The following is a 26,958-nucleotide window of genomic DNA, read 5'->3' on the forward strand; positions in this document are numbered from 1 at the left end:
GCGCATGAACTTCACCGACATCTTCATCCGCCGGCCGGTGCTGGCGATGGTGGTGAGCCTGCTGATCGTGGTGCTGGGGCTGCGTGCGCTGGCGGGCCTGCCCGTGAACCAGTACCCCAAGACCGAGAACGGCGTGGTCACCATCAGCACCGCCTACTACGGCGCGGACGCGGCCACGGTCGCGGGCTTCATCACGCAGCCGCTCGAAGCCGCCGTGTCGCAGGCGCAGGGCATCGACTACCTGTCGTCCTCGAGCAGCCTGGGCGTGTCGACCATCACCGCCACGCTGCGGCTGAACTACGACTCCAACCGCGCGCTGACCGAGATCAACACGCAGGTCAATTCCGTGCGCAACCAGCTGCCGCCGCAGGCGCAGCAGCCGGTGCTCACGGTGGCCACGGGCCAGACGACCGACGCGATGTACATCGGCTTCTACAGCGACACGCTGCCCAACAACAACGTGACCGACTTCCTGGTGCGCGTGGTGCAGCCCAAGCTGAACGCCATTGCGGGCGTGCAGACCGCGGAAATCCTGGGTGCGCGCACCTTCGCGCTGCGCGCCTGGCTCGACGCGCAGAAGATGGCCGCCTTCGGCGTGACCGCCACCGACGTGAGCGCGGCGCTCTCGGCCAACAACTACCTGGCCGCCGTCGGCCAGAGCAAGGGCCAGATGGTGAGCGTGCCGCTCACGGCCGGCACCTCGCTGCACAGCGTGGACGAGTTCAAGCAGCTGTCCATCAAGAGCAGCAACGGCGCCATCGTGCGGCTGCAGGACGTGGCCAACGTGACGCTGGGCTCGGAGAACTACGACTTCAACGTGGCCTTCAACGGCGTGCGCTCGGTGTTCATCGGCATCAAGGTAGCACCGGAGGCCAACATCCTGGACGTGGCCAAGCAGGTGCGCACCGTGTTCCCGGACCTGCAGTCGCAGCTGCCCTCGGGGCTGACGGGCAAGATCGTCTATGACTCGACCGACTTCATCAACACCTCCATCAGCGAAGTGATCAAGACGCTGGTCGAGGCGCTGGTGATCGTGACGGTGGTGATCTACCTGTTCCTGGGCAGCTTCCGCGCGGTGGTGGTGCCCGTCATTGCGATGCCGCTGTCGCTCATCGGCACCTTCTTCATCATGCTGGTGCTGGGCTACTCCATCAACCTGCTCACGCTGCTGGCGCTGGTGCTGGCGATCGGGCTGGTGGTGGACGACGCGATCATCGTGGTGGAGAACGTCGACCGGCACATGCGGGAGGGCAAGTCGCCCATGCAGGCCTCGCTGCTCGCGGCGCGGGAGCTGGGCGGGCCCATTCTTGCCATGACGGTGGTGCTGGTCGCGGTGTACGTGCCCATCGGCTTCCAGGGCGGGCTGACCGGATCGCTCTTCACCGAGTTCGCGTTCACGCTCGCCGGCTCGGTGGTGGTGTCGGGCATCGTGGCGCTCACGCTGTCGCCGATGATGTGCTCGCGCTTCTTCAAGCCGGAGCAGGACAGCGGCAAGTTCGCGATGAAGATCGAGCACATCTTCGAGCGGGTGCACCACCGCTACCAGCTCATCCTGCGCAGCGTGCTCAAGACCTGGCCGGTGATGATCGTCATGGGCGTGATCCTGGTGGCGCTGCTGTTCGTGATGTTCAAGATGTCGAAGTCGGAGCTCGCGCCCGAGGAAGACCAGGGCATCGTGCTGTCGCAGGTGGTGGGCGCGCCCACGGCCACCATCAACCAGATGCAGACGTACGCCGACCAGATCTTCAAGGTCGCGCACGACACGCCCGAATACGCGCAGCTGTTCCAGCTCACCGGCGTGCCCAGCACCAACGCCGGCATCGCCGGCGTGCTGCTCAAGCCCTGGGACGAGCGCACGCGCAGCGCCCACGACATCCAGACCGACCTGCAGAAGCGCTGGAACGGCATTGCCGGCGCCAAGGTGGTGGCCTTCCAGTTCCCGGCGCTGCCGGGCGCCTCGGGCCTGCCGGTGCAGTTCGTCATCAAGACGACCGAGCCGTTCGAGAACCTCAACACGCTCGCGCAGCAGGTCATGGACAAGGCGCGCGCCGACGGCAAGTTCTACTACATCGACGCCGACCTGAAGATCGACCTGCCGCAGGCCACCGTGGTGGTCGACCGCGACAAGATCGCCACGCTGGGCATCACCCAGCAGGACGTGGGCAACGCGATGGGCGCGGCGCTGGGCGGCGGCTACGTCAACTACTTCTCGATCTCGGGGCGCTCCTACAAGGTGATTCCGCAGGTGCAGCAGGTCGACCGGCTCAATCCGTCGGACGTGCTCAACTTCTACATCAAGACGCCCAACGGCGTGGTGCCCGCGAGCACCGTGGCGAGCCTGAAGTACTCGGTGCAGCCGGAAACGGTCAACCACTTCCAGCAGCTCAACTCGGTGACCATCCAGGGCGTGCCCAGCGGCACCCAGGGCGAGACGCTGGAGTACCTGCGCGGCGTGGTACAGCAGCTGGCGCCCAGCGGCTATTCGGTGGACTACTCGGGCCAGTCGCGCCAGTTCGTGCAGGAGTCGGGCAACTTCGCCGTCACCTTCGTGTTCGCGCTGATCATCGTGTTCCTGGCGCTGTCGGCACAGTTCGAGAGCTTCCGCGACCCGGTGGTGATCCTGGTGTCGGTGCCGCTCGCGCTCTTCGGCGCCATGATCTTCATCTTCTGGGGCTTCGCCTCGATGAACATCTACACGCAGGTGGGCCTGGTGACGCTGATGGGCCTCATCAGCAAGCACGGCATCCTGATCGTCGAGGTGGCCAACCGGCTGCAGAAGCAGGGCCTGAGCAAGCTCGATGCCATTGTCGAGGCGGCAGGCACCCGGCTGCGCCCGATCCTGATGACCACGGCCGCCATGGTCTTCGGCGTGCTGCCGCTGGTGATTGCCTCGGGCGCGGGCGCCGCCGGCCGCAAGGCGATGGGCATCGTGATCTTCAGCGGGCTGTCGATCGGCACGCTGTTCACGCTGTTCGTGGTGCCCGCGATGTACCTGGCCATCGCGGCGCGGCACCAGAAGGAAGACAAGGAAGACGAAAAGAAAGGCACTGCCAACGGCGCGCCGGCACTGCCGGGCAGCGTGGCGCCGGAGGCCTGAGCGCCGGTCTCATCCATTCATCCGGCATGAAGAAGCCCGCGGTCGAGAAGACCGCGGGCTTTTTTTTGCTTCAGTCGCAGCGGTAGAACACCTCGCCCTCCGAAACGCGCCTGGCCGCGTCTTCCGCTCCCTGGTTGGCCAGGAAGCGCATCGGCGCGCCGAAGTTGCGGCAGTAGTTCTCGGCATCCTGCGCGGTCGGCGACTTGAAGACGCCGTTGCCGAGCGGTGTGTAGCGAGGCGCCGTGCGGGTGACGCAACCTGTGGCCAATGCCGCGGCCAGGACGAGGACGGAAAGAGAAATGGAGGTGCGCATCGGAAAGGTCTGAGGCCGCACGACGAGCCGGCCGGAGATGAGGAACTGGCGACTGTAGCCGCTTCCTCAGCTCGCGTAGCGCTTTTCGAGCGCGTCCAGCTCGGGCTTGCGCACCAACCGCTGGCGCTCTGCGAAGGACACGACCAGCGCCGGGTCTTCGTCCACGCGCCTGGTCTCGCGCAGCACCGTCAGCGCCTTCTGCATGCCGGCGACCGCGCCCTGCAGCGCCGCATTGGCGTACAGCACGATGCCGTAGCCCAGGCCGGCCAGTTCCTCGGCGCCGAAGATCGGCGTCTTGCCGCCGATCACCATGTTCATGAGCTGCGGCTTGTTCAGCCGCTTCGGCAGCGAGCGGATTTCGTCGGCCGTGGTCACGGCCTCCACGAACAGGATGTCGGCGCCGGCCTCGCTGAACTTCTGCGCACGCTCGATGGCGGCCTCGAAGCCCAGGGTGGCGGCTGCGTCGGTGCGGGCCATGATGAGCAGGTCGGCGTCGGTGCGCGCATCGACGGCCGCCTTGATCTTGTTCACCGCTTCCTCGGTGGAGATCACGTCCTTGCCCGAGAAATGGCCGCAGCGCTTGGGCGCGACCTGGTCCTCGAGCTGGATGCAGTCGGCGCCCGCGCGCTCGAGCACGCGCACCGTGTGGCGCACGTTGAGCGCGTTGCCGAAGCCGGTGTCGGCATCGACGATCAGCGGCAGGCCCACGGCGTCGCGGATGCGCGCCGTGTGGTCGGCGATTTCGTGCAGGCCCATGAAGCCCTGGTCGGGCAGTCCGAACCACATGTTGGTGACGCCCGCGCCGGTGACGTAGATGGCTTCGAAGCCCAGGTCTTCGATCACGCGCGCCGACAGCGCGTTGAAGGCACCCGGCACCAGCACGCCGCGGCGCGCCTCGGCCAGGGATCGGAGGGTCTTGCGAGTCGACATCGGTTTTTCCTGTGTATGAGTCGATGAAAAAGAAAGGTCAGATGGCGTCGCCGGGCATGCGCACCCAGCCTTCCATCAGCACGCGGGCGCTGCGGCTCATGACCGCCTTGGTCACTTGCCATTCGCCGTCCACCTTGCTCGCCTGCGCGCCCACGCGCAAGGTGCCCGAAGGGTGACCGAAGCGCACGGCCTCGCGGTCGCCGCCGCCGGCCGCAAGGTTCACCAGCGTGCCCGGAATGGCGGCGGCCGTGCCGATGGCCACGGCCGCAGTGCCCATCATGGCGTGGTGCAGCTTGCCCATGGACAGCGCGCGCACCAGCAGGTCGACATCGCCCGCGCTCACCTGCTTGCCGCTGGAGGCGGTGTAGCCGGCGGGCTTTGCCACGAACGCGACCTTGGGCGTGTGCTGCCGGCCGGCCGCTTCGCCGATGTGCCTGATGAGGCCCATGCGCACCGCGCCGTGGGCGCGGATGGCCTCGAACCTGGCCAGCGCGGCGGGGTCGCCGTTGATCGCGTCCTGCAGTTCGGTGCCGGTGTAGCCGATGGCTTCGGCGTTGACGAAGATGGTCGGGATGCCGGCGTTGATCATCGTTGCCCGCAGCGTGCCGACGCCCGGGACCTCCAGCTCGTCGACCAGCTGGCCGGTGGGGAACATCGCACCGCCAGCGCCCTCTTCTTCCGCCGCCGGGTCCATGAATTCGAGCTGCACTTCGGCGGCCGGGAAGGTCACGCCGTCGAGTTCGAAGCCGCCGGTTTCCTGAACCTCGCCGTCGGTCATGGGCACGTGCGCGACGATGGTCTTGCCGATGTTGGCCTGCCAGATGCGCACCACCGCCACGCCGTTGCGCGGAACCCGCTCGGCGTCGATCAGGCCGTTGCTGATGGCGAAGGGCCCGACGGCGGCCGAGAGGTTGCCGCAGTTGCCGCTCCAGTCGACGAAGGGCTGGTCGATCGACACCTGGCCGAACAGGTAGTCCACGTCGTGGCCCGGCCGCTCGCTTTTCGACAGGATGACCGTCTTGCTCGTGCTCGAGGTGGCGGCGCCCATGCCGTCGATCTGCTTGCCGTAGGGGTCGGGGCTGCCGATGACGCGCAGCAGCAGCGCGTCGCGCGCCTTGCCGGGCACCCGGGCCGCCTCGGGCAGGTCATGCAGGCGGAAGAACACGCCCTTGCTGGTGCCGCCGCGCATGTAGGTGGCGGGAATTCTGATCTGTGGTGCGGAAGCCATGATGCGTTGGATTGTCGGTTCTGTCGGTTCAGGATGCCGAGGAGGCAGCCTTGGTCGATGCCAGGAAGTCCTGCGCGAAGCGCTGCAGCACGCCGCCGGCTTCGTAGATCGACACTTCCTCGGCGGTGTCGAGGCGGCAGGTCATGGGCACTTCGAGCCGCTCTCCGTTGCGCCGGTGGATGACGAGCATGAGGTCGGCGCGCGGCTTGCGCTCGCCGGTCACGTCGTAGGTCTCGGTGCCGTCCAGGCCCAGTGTCAGGCGGCTGGTGCCGGGCTTGAACTCCAGCGGCAGCACGCCCATGCCGATCAGGTTGGTGCGGTGGATGCGCTCGAAGCCCTCCGCCGCAATCGCTTCCACGCCCGCCAGCCGCACGCCCTTGGCGGCCCAGTCGCGCGACGAGCCCTGGCCGTAGTCGGCGCCGGCCACAATGATGAGCGGCTGCTTGCGCTGCATGTAGGTCTCGATGGCCTCCCACATGCGCATGACCTGCCCTTCCGGCTCCACGCGCGCCAGCGAGCCAGCCCGCACCGTGCCGTCGGCGTTGCGCACCATCTCGTTCCTGAGCGTGGGGTTGGCGAAGGTGGCGCGCTGCGCGGTGAGGTGGTCGCCGCGGTGGGTGGCGTAGGAATTGAAGTCTTCCTCGGGCAGGCCCATCCTGTGCAGGTACTCGCCGGCCGCGCTGTCCATCATGATCGCGTTGGACGGCGACAGGTGGTCGGTGGTGATGTTGTCCGGCAGCACCGCCAGCGGACGCATGCCGCTGAGCGTGCGTTCGCCGGCCAGCGCGCCTTCCCAGTACGGCGGGCGGCGGATGTAGGTGGACGCGGCGCGCCAGTCGTACAGCGGCGTCACCTTCTCGCCGGTGTCGGGCTGGATGGCGAACATCGGTTCATACACCTGGCGGAAGTGCTCGGGCCTGACGCTCGACTTCACGATGGCGTCGATTTCCTCGTCGGCCGGCCAGATGTCCTTCAGGCGAATCTCCTTGCCGTCGATCACCGTCAGCACGTCTTTCTCGATGTCGAAGCGCACCGTGCCGGCAATGGCATACGCCACCACCAGCGGCGGCGAGGCAAGAAAGGCCTGCTTCGCATACGGGTGAATGCGCCCGTCGAAGTTGCGGTTGCCCGAGAGCACGGCCGTCGCATACAGGTCGCGCTCGACGATCTCCTGCTGGATGACGGGGTCCAGCGCGCCCGACATGCCGTTGCACGAGGTGCAGGCATAGGCCACCACGCCGAAGCCGAGCTTTTCCAGCTCGCCCATGAGGCCGGCTTCCTGCAGGTACAGCGTCACGGCCTTGGAGCCGGGCGCCAGCGACGACTTGACCCAGGGCTTGCGCGTGAGGCCGACACGGTTGGCGTTGCGCGCAAGCAGGCCGGCCGCGATCACGTTGCGCGGGTTGCTGGTGTTGGTGCAGCTGGTGATGGCCGCGATGATCACGGCGCCGTCGGGCATGCGGCCCGGCTCGTCTTTCCACGGCGCGGCGATGCCGCGGGCCGCGAGATCGGTGGTGGCCACGCGCGCATGCGGGTTCGACGGGCCGGCCATGTTGCGCACGACCGTGCAAAGGTCGAACTGCAGCACGCGTTCGTACTGCGCGTCTTTCAGTGCGTCGGCCCACAGGCCGGTGTGCCTGGCGTAGGTCTCGACCAGCCGCACCTGCTCGTCGGCACGGCCTGTGAGGCGCAGGTAGTCGATGGTCTGCGGGTCGATGGCGAACATGGCCGCGGTGGCGCCGTATTCGGGCGCCATGTTGGAGATGGTCGCGCGGTCGCCGAGCGTGAGGCTCGAGGCGCCCTCCCCGTGAAACTCCAGATATGCCCCCACCACCTTCGACTTGCGCAAAAACTCGGTCAGTGCCAGCACCACGTCGGTGGCCGTGATGCCCGGCTGCGGCCGGCCCGAGAGCTTCACGCCGACGATGACGGGCAGGCGCATCCACGAGGCGCGGCCCAACATCACGTTCTCGGCCTCCAGCCCGCCCACGCCGATGGCGACAACGCCCAGCGCATCGACGTGCGGCGTGTGGCTGTCGGTGCCGACCAGCGTGTCGGGGAAGGCCACGCCGTCCTGCGCATGCACCACGGGCGACATCCGCTCCAGGTTGATCTGATGCATGATCCCGTTCCCCGGCGGTATCACCTCCATGTTCTTGAAGGCCCGCTTCGTCCACTCGATGAAGTGGAAGCGGTCTTCGTTGCGCCGGTCTTCGATGGCGCGGTTCTTCTCGAAGGCATCGGGGTCGAAGCCGCCGCACTCCACCGCCAGCGAATGGTCGACGATGAGCTGCACCGGCACCACCGGGTTCACCTGGGCCGGGTCCCCGCCCTGCCGGGCAATGGCGTCGCGCAGGCCGGCCAGGTCGACCAGCGCGGTCTGGCCGAGGATGTCGTGGCACACCACCCGCGCCGGGAACCACGGGAAATCGTGTTCCCTCTTGCCCTCGACGATCTGCGTCAGGCTCTGCCGGAGGATGGCCGGGTCGCAGCGGCGCACGAGGTTCTCGGCATGCACGCGCGAGGTGTAAGGCAGCGTGGCCCAGGCGCCCGGGCGGATGGCCTCGACGGCTTCGCGCGCGTCGAAATAGTCCAGCGAGGTGCCGGGAAGCTGCTTGCGGTATTGCTTGTTCATGGGGCGGCGCTCGGGCCCGCACATCGCGCGCGGACCTGCTTTCTCTCTTGTCTCTTCTTGTGTTTTTACTTCCGATCCTGGATCGGCGCGAACTTCAGGTCTTCCGGCCCGGTGTAGTTGGCGCTCGGCCGGATGATCTTGTTGTCGATGCGCTGCTCGATGATGTGCGCGGCCCATCCCGAGGTGCGCGCGATGACGAACAGCGGCGTGAACATGGCCGTGGGCACGCCCATCATGTGGTAGCTCACGGCGCTGAACCAGTCGAGGTTGGGAAACATCTTCTTGACCTCCCACATCACGCCCTCCAGCCGCTCGGCAATGTCGAACATCTTGGTCGAGCCGGCCTCTTCCGACAGCGACTTCGCCACGCCCTTGATGACCACGTTGCGCGGGTCGCTCACGGTGTAGACCGGATGGCCGAAGCCGATCACCACTTCCTTTGCCTCCACGCGGCGGCGGATGTCTAACTCGGCCTCGTCGGGCGAGTCGTAGCGCTTCTGGATCTCGAAGGCCACCTCGTTGGCGCCGCCATGCTTGGGCCCGCGCAGCGCACCGATGGCGCCGGTGATGGCCGAGTACATGTCGGAGCCGGTGCCGGCCACCACGCGCGCGGTGAAGGTGGAGGCGTTGAACTCGTGCTCGGCGTAGAGATTGAGCGACGTGTGCATCGCCCGCTCCCAGCTCGCCGAGGGCTTGCGCCCGTGCAGCAGGTGCAGGAAGTGCGCGCCGATCGAGTCGTCGTCGGTCTCCACGTCGATGCGCCTGCCCTGCGTCGACCAGTGGTACCAGTACAGCAGCATCGAGCCCAGCGACGCCATCAGCCGGTCGGCGATGTCGCGGGCGCCGGGCAGGTTGTGGTCTTCCTTCTCGGGGAGCATGCAGCCCAGCGACGAGACGCCGGTGCGCATCACGTCCATCGGGTGGGCGCCTGCGGGCAGTTGCTCCAGCGCTTCCTTCAGGCTCGCGGGCAGGCCGCGCATCGACTTGAGCCTGGCCTTGTAGGCGCGCAGTTCCGCCGCCGTGGGCAGCTTGCCGTGCACCAGCAGGTGCGCGATTTCCTCGAACTCGCAGACCTGCGCGATGTCGAGGATGTCGTAGCCGCGGTAGTGCAGGTCGTTGCCGGTTCGCCCGACCGTGCACAGCGCGGTGTTGCCGGCGGCCACGCCGGACAGCGCCACGGATTTCTTGGGCTTGAAACCGGGGGCGGCGAGGGTTGCGGTGTCGTTCATGCTTCTTCCTTTTCCGGATTCGGGTGTGCTGGATATGCCTTGGGTATGCGCGTGGGCCGTCCGCTCTTGTCGACGACGACCATCTCGAAGAAGGAGCGCAGCGCCTCGCGCGCCGGCTGCCCCGGTTGCTCGAAGGTGCCGGTGACACTGACCGTGAGCGAGCTGCGGCCCTGCCGGCTGACCCATGCGCGCAGCCGCAGCACGCTGCCGACCGGCACGGGTGCGAGGAACTGAGCGTCGCCGCAGCCGGCCATGACCACGTCGGCCTGCGCGAAGGCGCGCGCCGCCAGGAAGGCCGCCTTGGACATCAGCATCAGCGCGTTGCCGCCGAACAGCGTGCCGTAGTGGTTGGCGTGCTCCGGGAACACGATTTCCATGAGTTCGAGCGCCGTGTCCTTGTTTGTCATGGTTCGCAATTTACGCAAATGCGTGGCCATAATGAAGGACTGAATTAGCCAATCATTGCGAATGAGAAAGCCCTGTTTTGCAAATCTTGCGAATGCACAGGTTTCGCAAAACGGCGCGCATTCCGAAGGAGCTTCACGATGAGCAAGACATTCATGGGCGTGCGACTGCGCAAGCTGCGCGCCGAACGCGGCTTGACGCAGGTGGCGCTCGCCCAGGCGCTGGGCCTGTCGCCCAGCTACCTCAACCAGCTGGAGCAGAACCAGCGGCCGCTGACCGTGGCCGTGCTGCTCAGGATCAGCCGCACGCTTGGCGTCGACGTGCAGCAGTTCTCGGAAGACGAGGAAGCCCGGCTCGTCTCGAGCATGCGCGACGCGCTGGCCGACAACCCCGGCGGAGAAGCCGTCGCCCTGCCCGAACTGCGCGAAGTGGCCTCGCAGATGCCCGCGGTGGCGCGCGCGCTGCTCGCGCTGCACCGCCGCCACCAGGAGGCCATGGAGCGCCTGGAGATCATGGCCGGCGAACTCGGCGACGGCCGGGGCGAACTGACGAATGCGCGCCCCATGCCTTTCGAGGCGGTGCGCGACTTCTTCTTCGCCCACCAGAACCATTTCGAGGAACTCGACCTGCTGGCGGAAAAGCTCGCGGACGAAGCGCGCGGCCACGGCGGCTCGCTGTCCGAATGGCTGCAGTCGCGGCTCATGAACCAGCACGGCGTGCGCGTGGTGCCCACGGACGACGACGCCATCGACAGCCAGCGCCGCTACGACCCCGCCAGCCGCGTGCTTCGCCTGTCGGGCAGCCTGGAGCCCGGCCAGCAGTCGTTCCAGCTGGCAACCCAGCTGGCGCTGCTGGAGCAGACGACGCTGATCGAATCACTGCTGCAGAGCGCCAGCTTCAACGACGCCTCCACGCACGCGCTGGCCCGCATCGGCCTGGCGAACTACTTCGCCAGCGCCGTGCTGCTGCCCTACGGCCTTTTCCTGAAGGCCGCGGAAACCCTGCGCTACGACATCGACCTGCTGGCGCGCCGCTTCGGCGTCGGCTTCGAGACCATCTGCCATCGCCTGAGCGCCATGCAGCGGCCCGGGGCGCCCGGCGTGCCCTTCTTCTTCATTCGCGTGGACCGCGCCGGCAACATCTCCAAGCGGCAGTCGGCCACGCACTTCCACTTCTCGAAGACCGGCGGCACCTGCCCGCTATGGAACGTGTACGAGGCCTTTGCGCAGCCCGGGCGCGTGCTGCAGCAACTCGCGCGCATGCCCGACGGGCGCACCTACCTGTGGGTGGCACGCACCGTGTCGCACGGGCAGCGCGGCTTCGCCTCGCCCAGCAAGACCTTCGCCATCGGCCTGGGATGCGACATCCGCCATGCGCCGCGGCTGATCTATTCCAAGGGCCTGGACCTGACCGACCAGGACGTGCCCACCCCCATCGGCATGGGCTGCAAGGTGTGCGAGCGCGTGGCCTGCCCGCAGCGGGCGTTTCCGTTCATCGGGCGGCCGCTGGACGTGAACGAGAACGAAAGCCGGTTCACGCCCTACGCAGTGGCGGATGCCTGAACCCCCCCAAAAAAAAGCAGCCCGCGCGAAGGCGGGCTGAATGGCCCCCATCTCGCAAAGGGCCTGTGGAGGGAGGTGCCCGCCGGAGGAATCGAACGGGCAACGCGATGATCGCGGCCAATCTGGGAGACTTCGTGGAGGACGCCAGCGTCGATGGGCTCTTCGGCGGCTATTTGCGGTTCGCGGCTCTTGTCGGCATCGCGACCCGCACTTCAGCCACTGCGGCCACTTCGGCGGCGCGCGCCCTCAGCTGGCCGCAGCCGCCGTCGACATCCTGCCCCGCCGAATTCCGCAGCTTGGTCAGGATGCCGCGCTCGTGCAGCGTGCGGGCCATCTGCTCGCAGCGCTCCCAGGAAGGCCGGCTGAACGCCACGCCGTCGACCGCGTTGAAGGGAATCATGTTCAGCACGCAGTACTTGCCGGAAAGCAGCCGCACGATGCCGTCGATCTCGTCCTGCCCGTCGTTCACGCCTTCGAGCAGGGTCCACTGGTACTGGATCGGGTAGCCCGTGGCGCGCGCATAGCGTTCGCCTTCGGCGACCAGTTCTTCCGGCATCATGTTCGGCGCACGCGGAAGCAGCTTCCGGCGCAGCTCGGCCTTGGTGGTGTGCAGCGAAAGCGCCAGCGCGGGCCGCACGCGCTCCTGCAGCAGCCGCTCGAACACGCGCGGATCGCCCACGGTGGAGAACACCAGGTTCTTGTGGCCGACGTTGCCCACGGTGCCGAGCAGCTCGATGGCTTCCAGCACGTTGTCCAGGTTGTGGGCCGGCTCGCCCATGCCCATGAACACCACCTTGCGCACCGGCCGGCGCATGCGCGCGAGCGCCACCTGGGCAATGATCTCGGCGCTGCCCACCTGGCGCAGCAGGCCGTCGCGGCCCGTCATGCAGAACTGGCACCCCACGGCACAACCGACCTGCGAGGACACGCAGAGGCCGTCGCGCGGCAGCAGCACGCTTTCGACGGTCTGGCCGTCCGCGAGCGCGACCAGCAGCCGCTCGGAACCGTCGGCGCCCGGGTGGACCGCATGGATGCGCGCCAGCCCGGCCAGCTCGGCTTCGATGGACGGCAGCGCTTCCATCAGCGACGACGGGAAGAAGCTCGCCGGCAGGCGCCTGCCGCTGTTGCGCGGCAGCGCATGGGACCACAGCCGCAGGATCCGCTGCTCGTGGCTGGGGCCCGCGCCGGCCTCGCGGAGTCGTCGTTTCAGTTCGTGGATTCGCATGCAACGTGGGGGCTGTAACCCCGGATTGTGCCCGCCGGGCGCCGCGCGCCCGTCCGGTGGCAGACAATGCGCAAATGGCCCAAGGCAAACGAATTTCAGTCGATATCGGGGAAGACGCCCTCCAGACCATCAAGGCGCTGGGCGCCGCGGCCAAGCTGGCGCGCACGAGCGCCGGCGAAGGCCAGGCCGCCGCGGGTGCGCGGCTGGGGGTTCATGTGCAGACGATCGCGCGCATCGAATCGGGCGAGCCCGGGGTTTCGGTCGGGCACATGGTGGGGATGCTGGCGCTCTATGGCATTTCGGTGAAGCTGGAGCAGCCCGGGGCGAATGAATCGCAAAAGCCCTAGCGCAAGCCCGCCCCCTCCTCCTTCGACAGCTTGGTGAACGACAGCAGCGACAGCAACGTCATCGCCCCCACCACGCCGAATGCCGGAGAAAAATCTTCCGCCGTGAGCCGATCCGCGCCGCTGCCGTTCCACCACGCGGCCAGCGTGACCAGCGTGGCGCCGAGCGTCACGCCCAGGCTCAGCGACAGCTGCTGCGCCATGCTGTTGAGCGTGGCAGCGTGGCTCATGCGTGGCTTGGGAATCTGCGAAAAGCCGAGGGTCTGCAGCGACACCATCGCCATCGAGTTCACCAGCCCGCCGAACAGCAGCGTGACGAAGATCTGCACATGCGGGGTGCTCGGGCGGAAGTGGCCGTAGCTCACGTAGCAAAGGCTGGTCAGGCAGGTCGCGCCGATGAGCAGCGAGCGGAAACCGATCGTGCGGATCGCCTTGGCCATCAGGGTGCGCGTGGCCAGCGAGCCCAGCGCGGTGGCCATCGTCAGGCTGCCCGAGGCCAGCGGCGATAGCCCGAAGCCCAGCTGCAACATCAGCGGCAGCAGGAACGGCGAGGCACCGATGGCGATGCGCAGTGGCGTGCCGCCGATGATCGATGCACGGTAGGTACTGAACCGCAAGATGCCCAGGTCGATCAGCGGCGCTGCCTTGTTGCGGCTTCGCAGGTGATACACCAGCGACACCAGCAAGCCGAATCCCGCCATCGCCCAGATCGCCTGCACCGGCAGCAGCGACTTGCCGACCATCTCCAGGCTGCCGAGCAGCGACGTCAGGCCCACGGCCAGCAGCACGAAGCCCTCGAGGTCGAAGGGCGCGGGCGAGCTGTCCTCGGGCAGGTCGTTGATGAAGCGCAGCGCACCGGCAATCGCAAGCAGGCCGAACGGGATGTTGACGAGGAAGATCCACCGCCACGAAGCCAGCGTGACGATGGCGCCGCCGAACAGCGGACCGGCCAGCCGGCCGAACGCGGGCGGCACGGTGAACCACACCATGGCCGACACCATCTGCGCCGGCGGCACGCTGCGCAGAAGAATCAGCCGCCCCACCGGCAGCATCATCGCGCCGCCCAGCCCCTGCAGCACCCGGAACGCCACCAGCTGCGGCAGCGTCTGCGCGGCGCCGCACAAGGTCGAGCCCAGCGAGAAGAAAGCCACCGCCACGCAGAACACCCGCCGGGGCCCGAAGCGCTCGGCCAGCCAGCCGCTGACGGGAAGAAAAACCGCCAGGCTCAGCAGGTAGGAAGTGATCGCGAGGTTCAGGTGCAGCACGCTCACATCGAGCGCACTCGCGATGGTCGGCAGCGCCGTTGCCATGACCGAGGTGTCGAGGTTCTGCAGGAACAGAGGCGAGGCGACGATGAGGGGAACGATGCGGTGGCGCGGCGGCATGAGGACATTGTCAACGGCGAGCGTTGTCCCTGGCAGGTCTTGTCGGCGTGGGACCACACGGCTGTGCGCCGTGTGTCCTCACGGCGCGGCGTGCGGCGCGCTTACGGTGAGATCTCTTCCTGATCGCACACATCCATCGCGATCCCTTCTTTAGCTTCACTTTTCTGGAGTTCCGACATGACGACGACAACCAACGACCAAAGCAAGCTCTGGGACCTCATCAAGGACACCCGCTTCGGCATGCTGACCCACCGCCACGGCGACGGCCAGCTGCACAGCCATCCCCTGACCACGCAGAACAAGGACGGCGACGACGTGCGCACGCTCTACTTCTTCGTGCCCAAGAACGGCGACATCGCGCGCCACGTCGCCAGCGACCCGGTGGTGAACATCGCGTATGCGAACACCGACGACGACAGCTACGTGTCCGTGTCGGGCAATGCCGCGCTGCTCGAAGACCAGGCAAAGAAAGAGGCGCTCTTCAACAAGATGGCGCAGGCCTGGTTCCCCAACGGCCCGACCGACCCCAACCTCGGCCTGCTCGCCGTGACCGTGGTCGGTGCGGAATACTGGGACGTGGACGACAGCAAGATGGTGCAGCTGTACAAGATGGCGAAGGCCGCCATCACGGGCGAGCCGCCGAAGGATCTCGGCGAACACAAGAAAGTCGCGCTCTGAGCAGAGCGTAGAGGGCCGCGCGCTGTTGATATTGCGAGCTGGCCCGCCGCAAAAAAAAGAGCGCTCGGCCTGTATGGCGAGCGCTCTGGAGTTCTGGTAGGACGTACTGGATTCGAACCAGTGACCAACGGATTAAAAGTCCGCTGCTCTACCAACTGAGCTAACGTCCCGGAACCATTCTTTGCTTCTTGCCGGCGTTGAATCCAGCAAAGCCTAAGATTATAGCGTGAGGTTTGAGGCGATTTTGTCGAGAACCCAACCTGCCGCACATTGGCCGAAAGTCGCGGTCACGCTCACGACCGATCCATAGCCGTGGCAGTTGAGCGAACCGTCGCCTTCGATCGCGCAGGAAGCATCGGGCGGCGCCACGCTCTCGCGGCTGAAGACGCAGGTCACGCCGATCTTGCGGCCTTCGCGTGGAGCGCCGTGCTCCTTGCGCAGGCGTTGGCGCAGTTGGGCCAGCAGCGGGTCGTGCGTGACAAGCGACAGGTCGTCGATGTCGACCTTGTGTGCCTGCCGCTTGCCGCCCGCCGCGCCCACGGTGATGAAGGCGGCGCGCGAAGCGCGTGCCCATGCGGCCATCGTCAGCTTGGCCTTTACCTGGTCGCATGCGTCGACGACAGCTGTCACCGGGCCGTTCGCTGCCTGCGCGGCCTCGAGCACGCTCGTCCAGTTGCTCGGCTCCACGAACTCGTCCACCGCCAGCACCCTGCAGTCCGGGTTGATCTGCGCAATGCGGTCGCGCATGGCCTCGACCTTCGCCTGGCCCACGGTCGCATCGAGCGCGTGGATCTGGCGGTTGATGTTCGATTCGGACACGTGGTCCAGGTCGACCAGCGTCAGCCGCCCGACCCCGCTGCGTGCCAGCGCCTCGACCGCCCACGACCCCACCCCGCCGATGCCGACGACCAGCACGTGCGCATGGCGGATGCGTGCCGCACCCGCCACGCCGTACAGGCGCTCCAGTCCGCCGAAGCGGCGCGCATGGTCGGGCGCCGCGGTGTCGATGACGACATCCGCGGCGGCAGGAGGAGTGGTGATTGCGGCAGTGATGATCGCGCTCAAGCGGAAAGCTCCGCCTGCATCAGCGCAAACGCGAAAGGCGCTCGCGGCCGGCTTGCGCGGCTTCCGACTGCGGGTAGGCCTTGGTCAGGTCTTCCAGCGTGCGGCGAGCGGCGCGCGTGTCCTTCAGTTCGATCTGGCAGTTCGCGATCGACAGCACGGCCTCGGGGGCCTTGGCATGGTCGGGCGCGAGCGACAGCATCGAGCGGAAATTCGCGATCGCTTCGTTGTAGTTGCGCGTGGCGTACTGGGCGTTGCCCAGCCAGAACAGCGCCGAGGCGTTGTAGCCGCTCTGCGGGTAGCGCTTGACGAATTCGGCGAACGCGGTCTGCGCCTGCGCGAACTGGCCCGAGCGGAACACACCGAGGGCGGCGTCGAAATCGGCCTTTTCCTTCGGATCGGCGTTGAACTCGCGGCCGTCCACCGACACCTTCGAAGGCTCGCTCTGCTTGAGCTTGTCGTCGAGGGTGGTCTGGCGCGACTGCATTTCGCTCACGGTGCGCGTGAGCTGCTCGTTCTGGCCGGTCATGCGCGCCAGGTCGCCTCGCATCTGTTCGATCTGGTTCTGCAGATCGAGCAAGCTGCGACGCAGTTGGCCGTTCTCGTCGGTCAGTCGCTGGTCGGTTTGCTGGCGCATGGCCTCGACGCGCTGGCGCAAGTCGAGGATGGCGCGGCGGGCCTCGTCATCCTCGAACAGTGCGGCCTGCGACCCCACCGAGACACAAAGCAAGGCGGCAGCCAGCGCCGCGCCTCGCAACACAGCGCGGTGCATCACTGGCGGTACGTGATTTCGGCGCGACGGTTCTGCGCCCAGACTTCTTCACCCGAACCCTGGACGGCCGGCTTTTCCTTGCCGAAGCTCACGGCTTCGATCTGGTTGTCGTTCACGCCCAGCAGGGTCAGTGCACGACGCACGGCTTCGGAGCGCTTCTGGCCCAGCGCCAGGTTGTATTCGCGGCCGCCGCGTTCGTCGGTGTGACCTTCGATCGACACGCGGCGCTGCGGGTTGGCCTTGAGGAAACGTGCATGACCGTCGATGGCCGACTGGAACTCGGGCTTGACCGTGTAGCTGTCGTAATCGAAGTAGATGATGCGCGCCACGCCCACCGGACCTTGCGCGGTGCCCGCGTTCGGATCGATGGTCACGGGAGCCACGGCGCTAGCGCCACCTTGCTGGCCGCCGGCGGTGCCGGAGCGGTCGGTCACCGGCGTTTCGTTGAGCTTCGTGCCCGACGAGCAACCGGCAATAAGAGCCACGATGGCCAGCGAATAGATCGTACGTTTCAACATTTGGAACTCCTCAAGTAAACCTAATCATTGCTTTTGAAACGGACCCCAGTCCGGTTCTCTTATGTCTCCCGCCTGCCCAGCCAGTCGTGCCTTTATTTTTCCATCCAAAGTGGTCGTCATCAGTGCCTCGCGGCCTTGCAGCTGCGTGGCGTAGACGATCAATTTGCTGTTCGGGGCAAAACTCGGGCTCTCGTCGGCGGTGGTATCCGTGATGGCGCTGACATTGCCGGTGGCCAACTCCATCACATGGAGTTTGAATGCACCTCCCACACGGGAGATGTAGGCCAACCACCGGCCATCGCCGCTGACAGCCGGAGAAATGTTGTAGGTGCCGCTGAAGGTCACGCGCGTCGGGTTGCCGCCACCAGCGCCCATCTTGTAGATCTGCGGGGCACCGCCACGGTCGCTGACGAAGTAGATGGTGCTGCCGTCGGCCGAGAACGCCGGCTCGGTGTCGATGCTCGAGCTTTGCGTGAGGCGGCGCGGTTCGCCGCCGCCGGCCGGAATGGTGAAGAGCTGCGAGCCGCCGTCACGGCTGAGGGTGACCGCCAGCGAATTGCCGTCGGGCGCCCATGCAGGTGCGCTGTTCGACCCCTTGAAGTTCGCGAGCAGGCGGCGCTGGCCACTGGCCACGTTGTGCACGTAGACGACCGGCTTGCGCGACTCGAAGGACACATACGCCAGTTGCTGGCCGTTGGACGACCAGCAGGGCGAGATTATCGGCTCGGGGCTGGCCAGCGCGGCTTGCGCGTTCTCGCCGTCGGCGTCGGCCACCCACAGCGAATAGCGGCTGCCGGCCTTGGTGACGTAGGCGATGCGCGTCGAGAAGATGCCTTTTTCGCCGGTCAGCTTTTCATAGACGTAGTCAGCGATGCGGTGCGAAGCCAGGCGCAGGTCGCCTTGCGGCACCGTGTAGCTCTGGCCGCCGAGGTCCTGGCCCTTGACCACGTCCCACAGGCGGAAACGCACGTCGAAACGGCCGTCGGCCAGGCGGCTGACGCTGCCCACCACGAGCGAGTCGGCGGTGCGCTGCCGCCACAGCGACAGGTCGGGGCGCGATGCTTCGTCCAGCGCCTGGCCGGAGGCATCGACGCCACGGAACTGGCCGCTTCGCTCCAGATCGGCCTGGACGATGTCGGAGATTTTCTGCGGGGAGGATTCCTGGCCCTTGAAGGGAACAAGCGCGATTGGCAGCTGCGTCAGCCCGACGCCCGACACTTCGACCCGGAACTGGGCCAGTGCAGGAAGCATGGGAGTGGCGGCAAGTGCCGCAATGAGAGTGCGGCGTGCAAATAGCGATGAAGAAGGAGTTGGAATTGGAGTTGGCAACGGCTTGTTCATGCGGTTCGGAGAGGTTTCCGGGTAAAAAGTTCTCCCCGGCTTGACGGGCCACATGTTACACACTGGTTTGGAGACGCCGTCACAAAACGTTTATCCAGCGGCGCGGTCCTACAGAATCACTTCAGGAAGCCCGAAACGGGCCCACCCGTAGAATCCGCCGCCATGCAAGCTTCCCCCGGCGGCGAGACTCCTCGCCCTCCCCTGATGCGCCGCCTGGCGCGACTCATGACCTGGTTCGGCGGCTCGCGCCAATGGTGGGCCCTTGGATTGAGCGGGGCGATGCTGGCGGCAATCACCGAGCCGCTCATGGCCGCCCTGCTCAAGCCGCTGCTCGACCGCGGCTTCACGCGCGGCGAGATGCCGCTCTGGTTCGTGCCCGCCGCCGTGCTGCTGCTGTTCGCGGTGCGCGGCATCGCCCAGTTCATTTCCCAGTACGCCCTCTCGCGCATCGCCAACGAGGGCATGCAGAAGCTGCGGCGGGTGATGTTCGAGCGCCTGCTCGGCGCCGAGCTCGCGCTGTTCGCGCGGCAGTCGGCCAGCGCGCTTTCGAACACCGTGGTCTACGAAGTACAGACCGGCGCGATGCTGCTGGTGCAGGCGCTGCTCGGCCTGTCGCGCGACGGCTTCACGCTGATCGCGCTGCTGGGCTATCTGGTCTACCTGAACTGGAAGCTCACTCTCATCGTGGCCTTCCTGGTGCCCAGCATCTCGTGGATCATGAAGGTGTTCTCCAAGCGGCTCTACCGGCTCACGCAGCAGGGCCAGCAGGCCACCGACGAGCTGGCCTACGTGGTCGAGGAAAACGTGCTCGCCCACCGCGTGGTGCGCCTGCACGGGGCCGAAGGCGCCCAGGGCCATCGCTTCGAACAGCTGAGCCAGCGCCTGAACCGACTGGCCGTGAAGTCGACCATCGCCCAGGCCGCGACCACGCCGCTCACGCAGATGATGGCCTCGCTGGCGCTGTCGGTGGTGGTGATGATCGCGCTGTGGCAAAGCGGCAAGCAGGGCTTCACCGTGGGCGGCTTCGTTGCCTACATCACGGCCATGCTGATGCTGATCGCGCCCATCCGCCGGCTGGCCGAGGTGGCCGGGCCGATCACGCGCGGACTGGCCGCACTGGAGCGCGGACTGGTGCTGATCGACGAGGTCGCCCCGGAGTCGCAGGGCACGTTCCATCTCGACCACGCCGATGGCCACATCGAACTGCGCAACGTGCAGGTCAGCTACCGCGGCGACGACGAGCAGCGCGCCCTCGACGGCGTGAGCCTGACCATCCAACCCGGCCAGGTGGTGGCCTTCGTCGGGCCTTCGGGTTCGGGCAAGACCACGCTGGTGAACCTGCTGCCACGCTTCGTGCAACCCAGCAGCGGCCAGGTGCTGCTCGACGGACACGACACCAGCGAATGGCAGCTGAAGAGCCTGCGTGCGCAGTTCGCGATGGTCAGCCAGGACGTGGTGATGCTCAACGAGACCCTCGCGGCCAACGTGGCGCTGGGCGCGGAAATCGATCGCGAACGCGTGCTGCAATGCATAGAGGCGGCCAACCTGAGCTCGCACGTGGAGAACCTGCCCCAGGGCATCGACACCGTGCTGGGCCACAACGCCACGCAGCTCTCGGGCGGCCAACGCCAGCGCTTGGCCATCGCCCGTGCGCTCTACAAGAACGCGCCGGTGCTGCTGCTCGACGAGGCCACCTCCGCGCTCGACACCGAATCGGAGCGCCTCGTGCAGGACGCCCTGCAGCGCCTCATGCAGAACCGCACCACGCTGATCGTGGCCCACCGCCTGTCGACCATCCAGCACGCGGACCGCATCATCGTGATGGAGCAAGGCCGCATTGCCGAGCAAGGCAGCCACGAGCAGCTGATGCAGCTCGACGGCCTGTATGCGCGGCTGCAGACGCTGGCGGTGCGCAGCGCGCCGCCGGGGCAAGACCCGACGCTCTGATCAGCGCAAAGCGGTCAGGTCAGAGCAGCACGATGTCGTACTGCCCCTGCCCGATCGCCGGCTCGGACTGCAGCGAAATCGGCTTGCCGATGAAGTCGCTCAGGCCCGCCAGGTGCTGGCTTTCCTCGTCGAGGAACAGTTCGATGACCTGCGGCGACGACACGATGCGGAACTCGCGTGGCGTGAACTGGCGCGCCTCGCGCAATATCTCCCGCATCACGTCGTAGGCCACGCTGCGCGCGGTCTTCACGATGCCCTGCCCGCCGCAGGCCGCGCAGGGTTCGCACAGCATGTGCGCCAGCGATTCGCGCGTGCGCTTGCGCGTCATCTCGACCAGGCCAAGCTGCGAGAAGCCGCCAGCCGTCGTCTTCACCCGGTCGCGCGCCAGTTGCTTGCGGAATTCGGCCAGCACCTGCTCGCGGTGGTCGTCGCGCCCCATGTCGATGAAGTCGACGATGATGATCCCGCCCAGGTTGCGAAGCCGCAGCTGCCGCGCAATGGCCTGCGCCGCCTCCAGGTTGGTCTTGAAGATGGTGTCGTCGAAGTTGCGTGCGCCGACGAAGCCGCCGGTGTTCACGTCCACCGTGGTCAGCGCCTCGGTCTGGTCGACCACGAGGTAGCCGCCCGACTTGAGCTCGACGCGCCGCCCCAGCGCCTTGGCGATTTCCTCGTCGACCGAATACAGGTCGAAGATCGGCCGCTCGCCCTTGTAGTGCTGCAGCTTGCCGGCCGCCTTGGGCATGAATTCGAGGCCGAACTTCAGCAGCACCTCGAACTGCTCGCGCGAGTCGATGCGGATGGTCTGCGTGTCTTCGCCCGTCATGTCGCGCAGCACCCGCTGCAGCAGGCTCAGGTCCTGGTGCAGCAGCGACATCGCCGGCATGCGCATCGAGGCGTCGCGGATGCGCGACCATGTCTTGCGCAGGTAGGCAATGTCTTCGGCCAGCTCGGGGTCGGACGAATCCTCGCCGTTGGTGCGCAGGATGAAGCCGCCGGTGTTCGCCGGCACCACGCCGCCGCTGTCGGCCGCCGCGGCCGCCTCGATCAGCGCCAGCATGCGGTTGCGCAGCGACTCGCGCTGGTCCGAAGGAATCTTCTGCGACACGCCGATATGGTTGTCCTGCGGCAGGAACACCAGCAGCCGCCCGGCGATGCTGATCTGCGTCGACAGCCGCGCGCCCTTGGTGCCGATCGGGTCCTTGATGACCTGCACCAGCAGCGACTGGCCTTCGAACACCTGCTTCTCGATGGGCACCATCGGCCCGCCGTTGCGGTGGTCCCGTTCCGGCGCCGGCGCGCTGGGCCGCGAGCCCGGCGTGAACGGCGCCACGATGTCGGCCACGTGCAGGAAGGCGGTGCGCTCCAGGCCGATGTCGATGAAGGCCGACTGCATGCCCGGCAGCACACGCGACACCTTGCCGAGGTAGATGTTGCCGACCAGCCCGCGCTCCAGCGTGCGCTCGACGTGCAGCTCTTGCACCGCGCCGTGCTCGACCAGCGCCACACGGGTCTCCTGCGGGGACCAGTTGATCAGGATGTCTTGCATGGAATTCTTGTCAGGTATTGAAACCGGCGCCACGGAGCAGCTCGGCGGTCTCGAACATGGGAAGTCCCATGATGCCCGAATAGGACCCGCTGATGTGCTCGATGAACGCAGCCGCCGCGCCCTGGATGGCATAGGCCCCGGCCTTGCCGAGCGGCTCGCCGCTTTCGGCGTAGCGGGCAATCTGCGACTCGTTGATCTTCGCGAAGCGCACGCGGGAGACGCTGAGCGCGGCATGGCGCCGGTCGCCGTCCTGCAGGGCCACGGCCGTCAGCACGCGGTGCGTGGTGCCCGAGAGCATGGCGAGCATGCGCGCGGCATCCGCGGCGTCGTCGGGCTTGCCGAGGATGGTGCGGCCCAGCGCGACGGTGGTGTCGGCGCAGAGCACCGGCGCGCTGGCCAGCCCGCGCCGCCGCAGCCGCGCCACGGCCGCATCGAGCTTGAGGGCGGTCACGCGCTGCACGTAGGAGGCCGGCGCCTCGTTCGGCAGCGCCGCTTCGAGCGACTCTGCGTCTTCGTCGGCGTCGGCGAGCAGCAATGCATGGCGAATACCGAGCTGGCCGAGCAGCTGCGCACGGCGCGGGCTTTGCGAGGCGAGGTAGATGAAGTCGGACAAGGTTCAGTTCTCCTGCGAAGCTGCTGCCCGCCGCGCCGCAGCCGGCCGGCCTGGTGGATGAAGCCGCGCAGCAGCCGCATCCCGCCCGCCGGGGCGCTTCATTCGCGGTGGTAGGGATGGCCTGCGTTCACCGACCAGGCCCGGTACAGCTGCTCGACCAGCAGCACCCGCGCCATCGCGTGCGGCAGGGTCAGGTCGGACAGCCGGATGCGCTCGTGGGCTGCGGCCTTGAAAGCCGGATCGAGTCCGTCGGGACCGCCGATGACAAGCGCGACATCGTCGCCCTCGCCTTGCCAGGACTGCAGCCGGGCCGCCAGCGCCTTGGTGGTCAGCGCGGTGCCGCGCTCGTCGAGCACGACGATGCGCATGCCGCGCGCAATGGCGCCTTCGATGCGCTCGCGCTCTGCGGCGTACAGGGTTTCGAGTGATTTGGAGCCGCGCGGCTCGGTCTTGACCGCGCGCAGCTCGAGCTTGAGTTCGGGCGGAAAGCGCTTGGCGTAGTCGTCCCAGGCAGTCTGTGCCCAATCGGGCATGCGCTGCCCGACGGCAACCACCAGCAGCTTCATGAGCGGCGGGCTGGCGCCTTCTTGGCTGCCGCCTTCTTGGCAGCGGGCTTCTTGGCCGCCGGCTTGCCGACGACCTTGACCGGCACGCGCGCCGTGGTGGAGCCGGCCTTCTTGGCGGGCGCCTTCTTCGCTGCAGTCTTGGCCGTGGTCTTGGAGGCAGCCTTCTTCGCCGGTGCCTTCGCTGCCTTGGCTTCCTGCTCGGCTGCGCGGATCGCGGTCTTGGCGGCGCTCGAGCGGCGCAGCGTGGGCTCCTTGGCGGCGCCCTTCTTCTTGGTTTCCGGCTCGTCCTTGGTGGACGAACTCGTGGACGCTGCGGGCTTGGCACCGCCGAGCTTGGCGCGCACCGGCTTGTCGCCCCAGATCTCTTCGAGGTGGTAGTACTGGCGGATGGCCGGCTGCATGATGTGCGCGACCGCGGCGCCGCAGTCCACGATGATCCACTCGCCGTTTTCCTCGCCCTCGATGCGCGGCTTGCCGAAACCGGCTTCGCGCACGGCGTCGCGCACGCTGGCGGCCAGCGCCTTGGTCTGGCGGTTCGAGGTGCCCGACGCGACGATCACGCGCTCGAACAGCGGTGACAGATGCTCCGTGTCAAATACCTGGATGTCCTGCGCCTTGACGTCTTCGAGACCATCGATGATGGCTCGCTGGAGTTTCTGGGTGTCTTTTTTGGCGGCGGCTTCAGTGGTCATCAGGCAGAGCGGTAGAGGTGGTGTTGGTCAATATAGCGTGCAACCGTGGCCGGAACCAGCGAGGAAATGTCCACGCCAAGCGCCGCGCGCCGCCGAATCTCGGTGGCGCTGATGTCCATAGGTGGCAATTCGAGCGCCTCGAAACGCGCACCGGCCGGGAGGCCGGGCAGCATCTTCGGATCAAAACGAGCAGTGTCGCCCGTCGATAATGCGCGATACGCTACAGAAACGATAGCAATGCCGAGTATATCCTGCCAGCCATGCCAGGTCGGCAGCGCGCTGGCCTGGTCGGCGCCCATGATCAGCACGAGCTGCGCGCCGGGCTGCTCTTTCTGCAGTTCGTGCAGGGTGTCGAGCGTGTAGGTGGGCCCGTCGCGCAGCACTTCGCGGCTGTCGACGACGACGGTGCCTTTCAGTCCCGCGAAGGCGAGCCGCGTCATCGCGAGGCGGTCTTCCTTCGGCGTGAGCGCCCTGCTCTTGTGCCAGGCCTGGCCGGTGGGAATGACATGCAGCTCGGACAGACCGAGCTGCGCAAGCGCGGCATCGGCCAGCGCCACATGGGCGTTGTGCGGCGGATCGAACGCGCCGCCGAAGACACCGATGCGCGGCACCTTGCCGGAAGAAGAAATCACAGCCAGTCGCGCCGCACGATGAAGTCGCTGTACAGCGCGGCTTCCGGGCTGCCCGGCTCGGGCCGTTGCTGGTAGGCCCAGCTCGCCAGCGGCGGCATCGACAGCAGGATCGATTCCGTGCGCCCACCGGACTGCAGGCCGAAGTGCGTGCCGCGGTCCCACACGAGGTTGAACTCGACATAGCGTCCGCGACGGTAGAGCTGGAAGTTGCGCTCGCGCTCGGTGTAAGGCATGGCGCGGCGGCGCTCGACCACGGGCAGGTAGGCAGGCAGGAAGCCGTCGCCCACCGAGCGCATCAAGGCAAAGCCGTTCTCGAAGCCGCCTTCCGAAAAGTCGTCGAAGAAGATGCCGCCGATGCCGCGCTGCTCGTTGCGGTGCTTCAGGAAGAAATACTCGTCGCACCACGTCTTGAAGCGCGGGTACTTGTCTTCGCCGAAGGGCGCGAGCGCATCGCGGCACACGGTGTGGAAGTGCACCGCGTCTTCCTCGAAGCCGTAGCACGGCGTGAGGTCCATGCCGCCGCCGAACCAGCAGACCGGTTCGCCGCCTTCAGGAAGTGCCGCGAGCATGCGCACGTTCATGTGGACGATCGGCACATAGGGGTTGCGCGGATGGAACACCAGCGACACGCCCATCGCCTCGAAAGGCGCGCCCGACAGCTCGGGCCGGTTCTGCGTGGCCGATGGCGGCAGCCTGGGGCCGCGCACCTGCGAGAAGCCGCAGCCGGCGCGCTCGAACAGTTCCCCGCCTTCGAGGATGCAGGTCAGGCCCTGGCCCTGCAGCGGCTCACCGGGCTCTTTTTGCCAGGCGTCGCGCACGCAGGCGCCGCCGTCGGCCTTTTCCACCGCTGAAATGATCGACTGCTGCAGACCGCGCAGGTAGTCGCCGACCGCCGCCGGGTTGGTTTGCTGCATCAAGCGTTGGGTGTGTTGCGCGCGTGCACGGCGCGGAATCCGATGTCCTTGCGGTATTGGGCGCCGTCGAAATTGACGCGCGCCGCCACCTCGTAGGCTCGCTGCTGCGCAAGCTTGACGCTGTCGGCCAGCACGGTGACGCAGAGCACGCGGCCGCCGCTGGTCTTGAGCTCGCCGTTTTCCAGCGTGGTGCCGGCGTGGAACACCACGGCATCGGGCGCCTCGGCCGGGATGCCGGTGATGCGGTCGCCCTTGCGCGGCGACAGCGGGTAGCCGTGCGCGGCCATCACCACGCCCAGCGCCACGCGGCGGTCCCACTGCAGCTCGACCTGGTCGAGCGTGCCGTCGGTGGCGTGCCAGAACACCTCGAACAGGTCGGACTTCAGCCGCATCATGATGGGCTGCGTCTCGGGGTCGCCCATGCGGCAGTTGAATTCGAGCGTCTTCGGATGGCCGGCCGCGTCGATCATCAGGCCGGCGTACAGGAAGCCGGTGTAGGGAATGCCGTCTTTTTCCATGCCGCGGATGGTCGGCAGGATGATTTCGCGCATGGCGCGCGCATGCACCTCGGCCGTGACCACCGGCGCGGGCGAATACGCGCCCATGCCGCCGGTATTGGGGCCTTCGTCGTTGTCGAGCAGGCGCTTGTGGTCCTGGCTGGTGGCCAGCGCGGTGACGTTCTTGCCGTCGCACAGCACGATGAAGCTGGCTTCCTCGCCCTGCAGGAATTCTTCGATGACGACGCGCGCGCCGCCTTCGTTGTGCGACACGCCAAACTTGTTGTCGACCAGCATGAAGTCGACCGCCTCGTGCGCTTCCTGCGCGGTCATGGCCACCACCACGCCCTTGCCTGCCGCCAGGCCGTCGGCCTTGACGACGATGGGCGCGCCCTTGGCGTCGATGTAGGCATGCGCCGCGGCGGCGTCGGTGAAGGCTTCGTATTCGGCCGTGGGGATCTTGTGGCGCTTCATGAACGCCTTGGAGAACGCCTTGGAGCTCTCGAGCTGCGCGGCGGCCTGCGTCGGCCCGAAGATGCGCAGGCCGTGCGCGCGGAACTCGTCGACCACGCCCGCGGCCAGCGGCGCCTCGGGGCCGACCACGGTCAGCGCGATCTTTTCCTTGATGGCCCATTCGCGCAGCGCGGCGGGCTCGGTGATGTCGATGCAGTCGTAGCGCTCGTCGCTCGCGGTGCCGCCGTTGCCCGGCGCCACGTACACGCGGCTCACCCGGGTGGCCTGCGCCAGGCGCCACGCCAGAGCGTGTTCACGGCCCCCTCCCCCAATTACCAGTACCTTCATTCGCGGGCCTTCATTTCTCGCTGTGA

At 67.2% G+C, this 26,958-nt stretch carries 24 protein-coding genes and 1 tRNA gene; 5 read left to right on the plus strand and 20 right to left on the minus strand.

Translation table 11 applies throughout. From position 1 onward, the window contains the following. Nucleotides 1-4: 4 nt before the first annotated feature. Entirely contained in the window at nt 5-3,097 is a 3,093-nt protein-coding gene (locus tag C4F17_RS06055) for an efflux RND transporter permease subunit (RefSeq protein ID WP_106934632.1), read from the plus strand. 70 nt (nt 3,098-3,167) lie between these two features. Here the strand turns inward: C4F17_RS06055 and C4F17_RS06060 are convergent, their stop codons facing one another. The 6 genes from C4F17_RS06060 to C4F17_RS06085 all read right to left on the minus strand — a co-directional run bounded on the left by C4F17_RS06060 (nt 3,168) and on the right by C4F17_RS06085 (nt 9,839). Continuing rightward, complete coding sequence (locus C4F17_RS06060) at nt 3,168-3,410, minus strand: hypothetical protein (protein WP_106934633.1); 243 nt, start codon at nt 3,408-3,410, stop codon at nt 3,168-3,170. A gap of 66 nt (nt 3,411-3,476) precedes the next feature. Further along, nucleotides 3,477-4,340, minus strand: a complete 864-nt coding sequence (locus tag C4F17_RS06065; RefSeq protein ID WP_106934634.1) for an isocitrate lyase/PEP mutase family protein — start codon at nt 4,338-4,340, stop codon at nt 3,477-3,479. A gap of 37 nt (nt 4,341-4,377) precedes the next feature. Next, nucleotides 4,378-5,568: a 2-methylaconitate cis-trans isomerase PrpF gene (gene prpF, locus C4F17_RS06070; protein WP_106934635.1), complete on the minus strand. Its 1,191-nt coding sequence runs from the start codon at nt 5,566-5,568 to the stop codon at nt 4,378-4,380. 28 nt (nt 5,569-5,596) lie between these two features. Further along, the gene (acnD, locus tag C4F17_RS06075) at nt 5,597-8,203 is read right to left on the minus strand and encodes a Fe/S-dependent 2-methylisocitrate dehydratase AcnD (protein WP_106934636.1); all 2,607 of its coding nucleotides are present in this window, start codon (nt 8,201-8,203) and stop codon (nt 5,597-5,599) included. 65 nt (nt 8,204-8,268) lie between these two features. Beyond that, the gene (prpC, locus tag C4F17_RS06080) at nt 8,269-9,432 is read right to left on the minus strand and encodes a bifunctional 2-methylcitrate synthase/citrate synthase (protein WP_106934637.1); all 1,164 of its coding nucleotides are present in this window, start codon (nt 9,430-9,432) and stop codon (nt 8,269-8,271) included. Then, nucleotides 9,429-9,839: an acyl-CoA thioesterase gene (locus tag C4F17_RS06085; protein ID WP_081270508.1), complete on the minus strand. Its 411-nt coding sequence runs from the start codon at nt 9,837-9,839 to the stop codon at nt 9,429-9,431. Before C4F17_RS06085 ends, prpC begins: the two co-directional genes overlap by 4 nt. 138 nt (nt 9,840-9,977) lie before the next feature. On the opposite strand from C4F17_RS06085, the gene C4F17_RS06090 reads away from it, so the two are divergent. Then, nucleotides 9,978-11,399, plus strand: a complete 1,422-nt coding sequence (locus tag C4F17_RS06090; protein WP_106934638.1) for a short-chain fatty acyl-CoA regulator family protein — start codon at nt 9,978-9,980, stop codon at nt 11,397-11,399. Between the two features lie 169 nt (nt 11,400-11,568). Here the strand turns inward: C4F17_RS06090 and C4F17_RS06095 are convergent, their stop codons facing one another. Continuing rightward, on the minus strand, nt 11,569-12,624 hold the full coding sequence (locus C4F17_RS06095) for an RNA methyltransferase (protein WP_106934639.1): 1,056 nt from the start codon (nt 12,622-12,624) through the stop codon (nt 11,569-11,571). A gap of 74 nt (nt 12,625-12,698) precedes the next feature. Here C4F17_RS06095 and C4F17_RS06100 point away from each other — a divergent pair, with 74 nt between their 5' ends. After that, nucleotides 12,699-12,971 carry a helix-turn-helix domain-containing protein gene (locus tag C4F17_RS06100; protein WP_106934640.1) on the plus strand — a complete coding sequence of 91 codons (273 nt, stop codon included), beginning with the start codon at nt 12,699-12,701 and terminating at the stop codon, nt 12,969-12,971. Here C4F17_RS06100 and C4F17_RS06105 read toward each other — a convergent pair. Continuing rightward, on the minus strand, nt 12,968-14,353 hold the full coding sequence (locus tag C4F17_RS06105; protein WP_106934641.1) for an MFS transporter: 1,386 nt from the start codon (nt 14,351-14,353) through the stop codon (nt 12,968-12,970). The two genes, C4F17_RS06100 and C4F17_RS06105, sit on opposite strands and share 4 nt — an antisense overlap. A 177-nt stretch (nt 14,354-14,530) precedes the next feature. Between C4F17_RS06105 and C4F17_RS06110 the strand changes: the two genes are divergently transcribed. Then, nucleotides 14,531-15,031 carry a pyridoxamine 5'-phosphate oxidase family protein gene (locus tag C4F17_RS06110; RefSeq protein WP_106934642.1) on the plus strand — a complete coding sequence of 167 codons (501 nt, stop codon included), beginning with the start codon at nt 14,531-14,533 and terminating at the stop codon, nt 15,029-15,031. A 94-nt stretch (nt 15,032-15,125) separates the two neighbouring features. Here C4F17_RS06110 and C4F17_RS06115 read toward each other — a convergent pair. From C4F17_RS06115 to tolB, 5 genes are all read right to left on the minus strand, one after another. Further along, nucleotides 15,126-15,201, minus strand: a tRNA-Lys gene (locus tag C4F17_RS06115). Between the two features lie 49 nt (nt 15,202-15,250). Then, the gene (locus C4F17_RS06120) at nt 15,251-16,096 is read right to left on the minus strand and encodes a tRNA threonylcarbamoyladenosine dehydratase (RefSeq protein WP_106934643.1); all 846 of its coding nucleotides are present in this window, start codon (nt 16,094-16,096) and stop codon (nt 15,251-15,253) included. 19 nt (nt 16,097-16,115) lie between these two features. Further along, entirely contained in the window at nt 16,116-16,865 is a 750-nt protein-coding gene (gene ybgF / locus C4F17_RS06125) for a tol-pal system protein YbgF (RefSeq protein WP_081270502.1), read from the minus strand. Next, nucleotides 16,865-17,383, minus strand: a complete 519-nt coding sequence (gene pal / locus C4F17_RS06130; RefSeq protein ID WP_106934644.1) for a peptidoglycan-associated lipoprotein Pal — start codon at nt 17,381-17,383, stop codon at nt 16,865-16,867. Before pal ends, ybgF begins: the two co-directional genes overlap by 1 nt. Nucleotides 17,384-17,407: 24 nt before the next feature. Next, a complete protein-coding gene (gene tolB, locus C4F17_RS06135) occupies nt 17,408-18,634 on the minus strand; it encodes a Tol-Pal system beta propeller repeat protein TolB (protein ID WP_216639242.1) in 1,227 nt (408 codons plus the stop codon). A gap of 252 nt (nt 18,635-18,886) precedes the next feature. On the opposite strand from tolB, the gene msbA reads away from it, so the two are divergent. Continuing rightward, nucleotides 18,887-20,671, plus strand: a complete 1,785-nt coding sequence (gene msbA / locus C4F17_RS06140; protein WP_106934645.1) for a lipid A export permease/ATP-binding protein MsbA — start codon at nt 18,887-18,889, stop codon at nt 20,669-20,671. Nucleotides 20,672-20,690: 19 nt separating this feature from the next. Here the strand turns inward: msbA and rng are convergent, their stop codons facing one another. The 7 genes from rng to purD form a co-directional block, all read right to left on the minus strand. Continuing rightward, complete coding sequence (rng, locus tag C4F17_RS06145; protein WP_081270498.1) at nt 20,691-22,217, minus strand: ribonuclease G; 1,527 nt, start codon at nt 22,215-22,217, stop codon at nt 20,691-20,693. A gap of 10 nt (nt 22,218-22,227) precedes the next feature. Further along, nucleotides 22,228-22,830 carry a Maf family protein gene (locus tag C4F17_RS06150; protein WP_106934646.1) on the minus strand — a complete coding sequence of 201 codons (603 nt, stop codon included), beginning with the start codon at nt 22,828-22,830 and terminating at the stop codon, nt 22,228-22,230. A gap of 98 nt (nt 22,831-22,928) precedes the next feature. Beyond that, nucleotides 22,929-23,396: a 23S rRNA (pseudouridine(1915)-N(3))-methyltransferase RlmH gene (rlmH, locus tag C4F17_RS06155; protein WP_081270496.1), complete on the minus strand. Its 468-nt coding sequence runs from the start codon at nt 23,394-23,396 to the stop codon at nt 22,929-22,931. Further along, nucleotides 23,393-24,088: a ribosome silencing factor gene (gene rsfS, locus C4F17_RS06160; RefSeq protein ID WP_106934647.1), complete on the minus strand. Its 696-nt coding sequence runs from the start codon at nt 24,086-24,088 to the stop codon at nt 23,393-23,395. Before rsfS ends, rlmH begins: the two co-directional genes overlap by 4 nt. Then, on the minus strand, nt 24,088-24,717 hold the full coding sequence (gene nadD, locus C4F17_RS06165; RefSeq protein ID WP_106937453.1) for a nicotinate-nucleotide adenylyltransferase: 630 nt from the start codon (nt 24,715-24,717) through the stop codon (nt 24,088-24,090). Before nadD ends, rsfS begins: the two co-directional genes overlap by 1 nt. Then, nucleotides 24,717-25,634 (minus strand): oxygen-dependent coproporphyrinogen oxidase, encoded by a 918-nt coding sequence (hemF, locus tag C4F17_RS06170; protein ID WP_106937454.1) that lies wholly within the window; start codon nt 25,632-25,634, stop codon nt 24,717-24,719. The genes nadD and hemF overlap by 1 nt, the downstream gene beginning before the upstream one ends. Further along, on the minus strand, nt 25,634-26,932 hold the full coding sequence (gene purD, locus C4F17_RS06175) for a phosphoribosylamine--glycine ligase (RefSeq protein WP_081270493.1): 1,299 nt from the start codon (nt 26,930-26,932) through the stop codon (nt 25,634-25,636). The genes hemF and purD overlap by 1 nt, the downstream gene beginning before the upstream one ends. Between the last annotated feature and the right edge of the window lie 26 nt (nt 26,933-26,958).

It is taken from the genome of Variovorax sp. PMC12, from assembly GCF_003019815.1.
In the GTDB taxonomy this organism is placed as follows: Bacteria; Pseudomonadota; Gammaproteobacteria; order Burkholderiales; family Burkholderiaceae_C; genus Variovorax.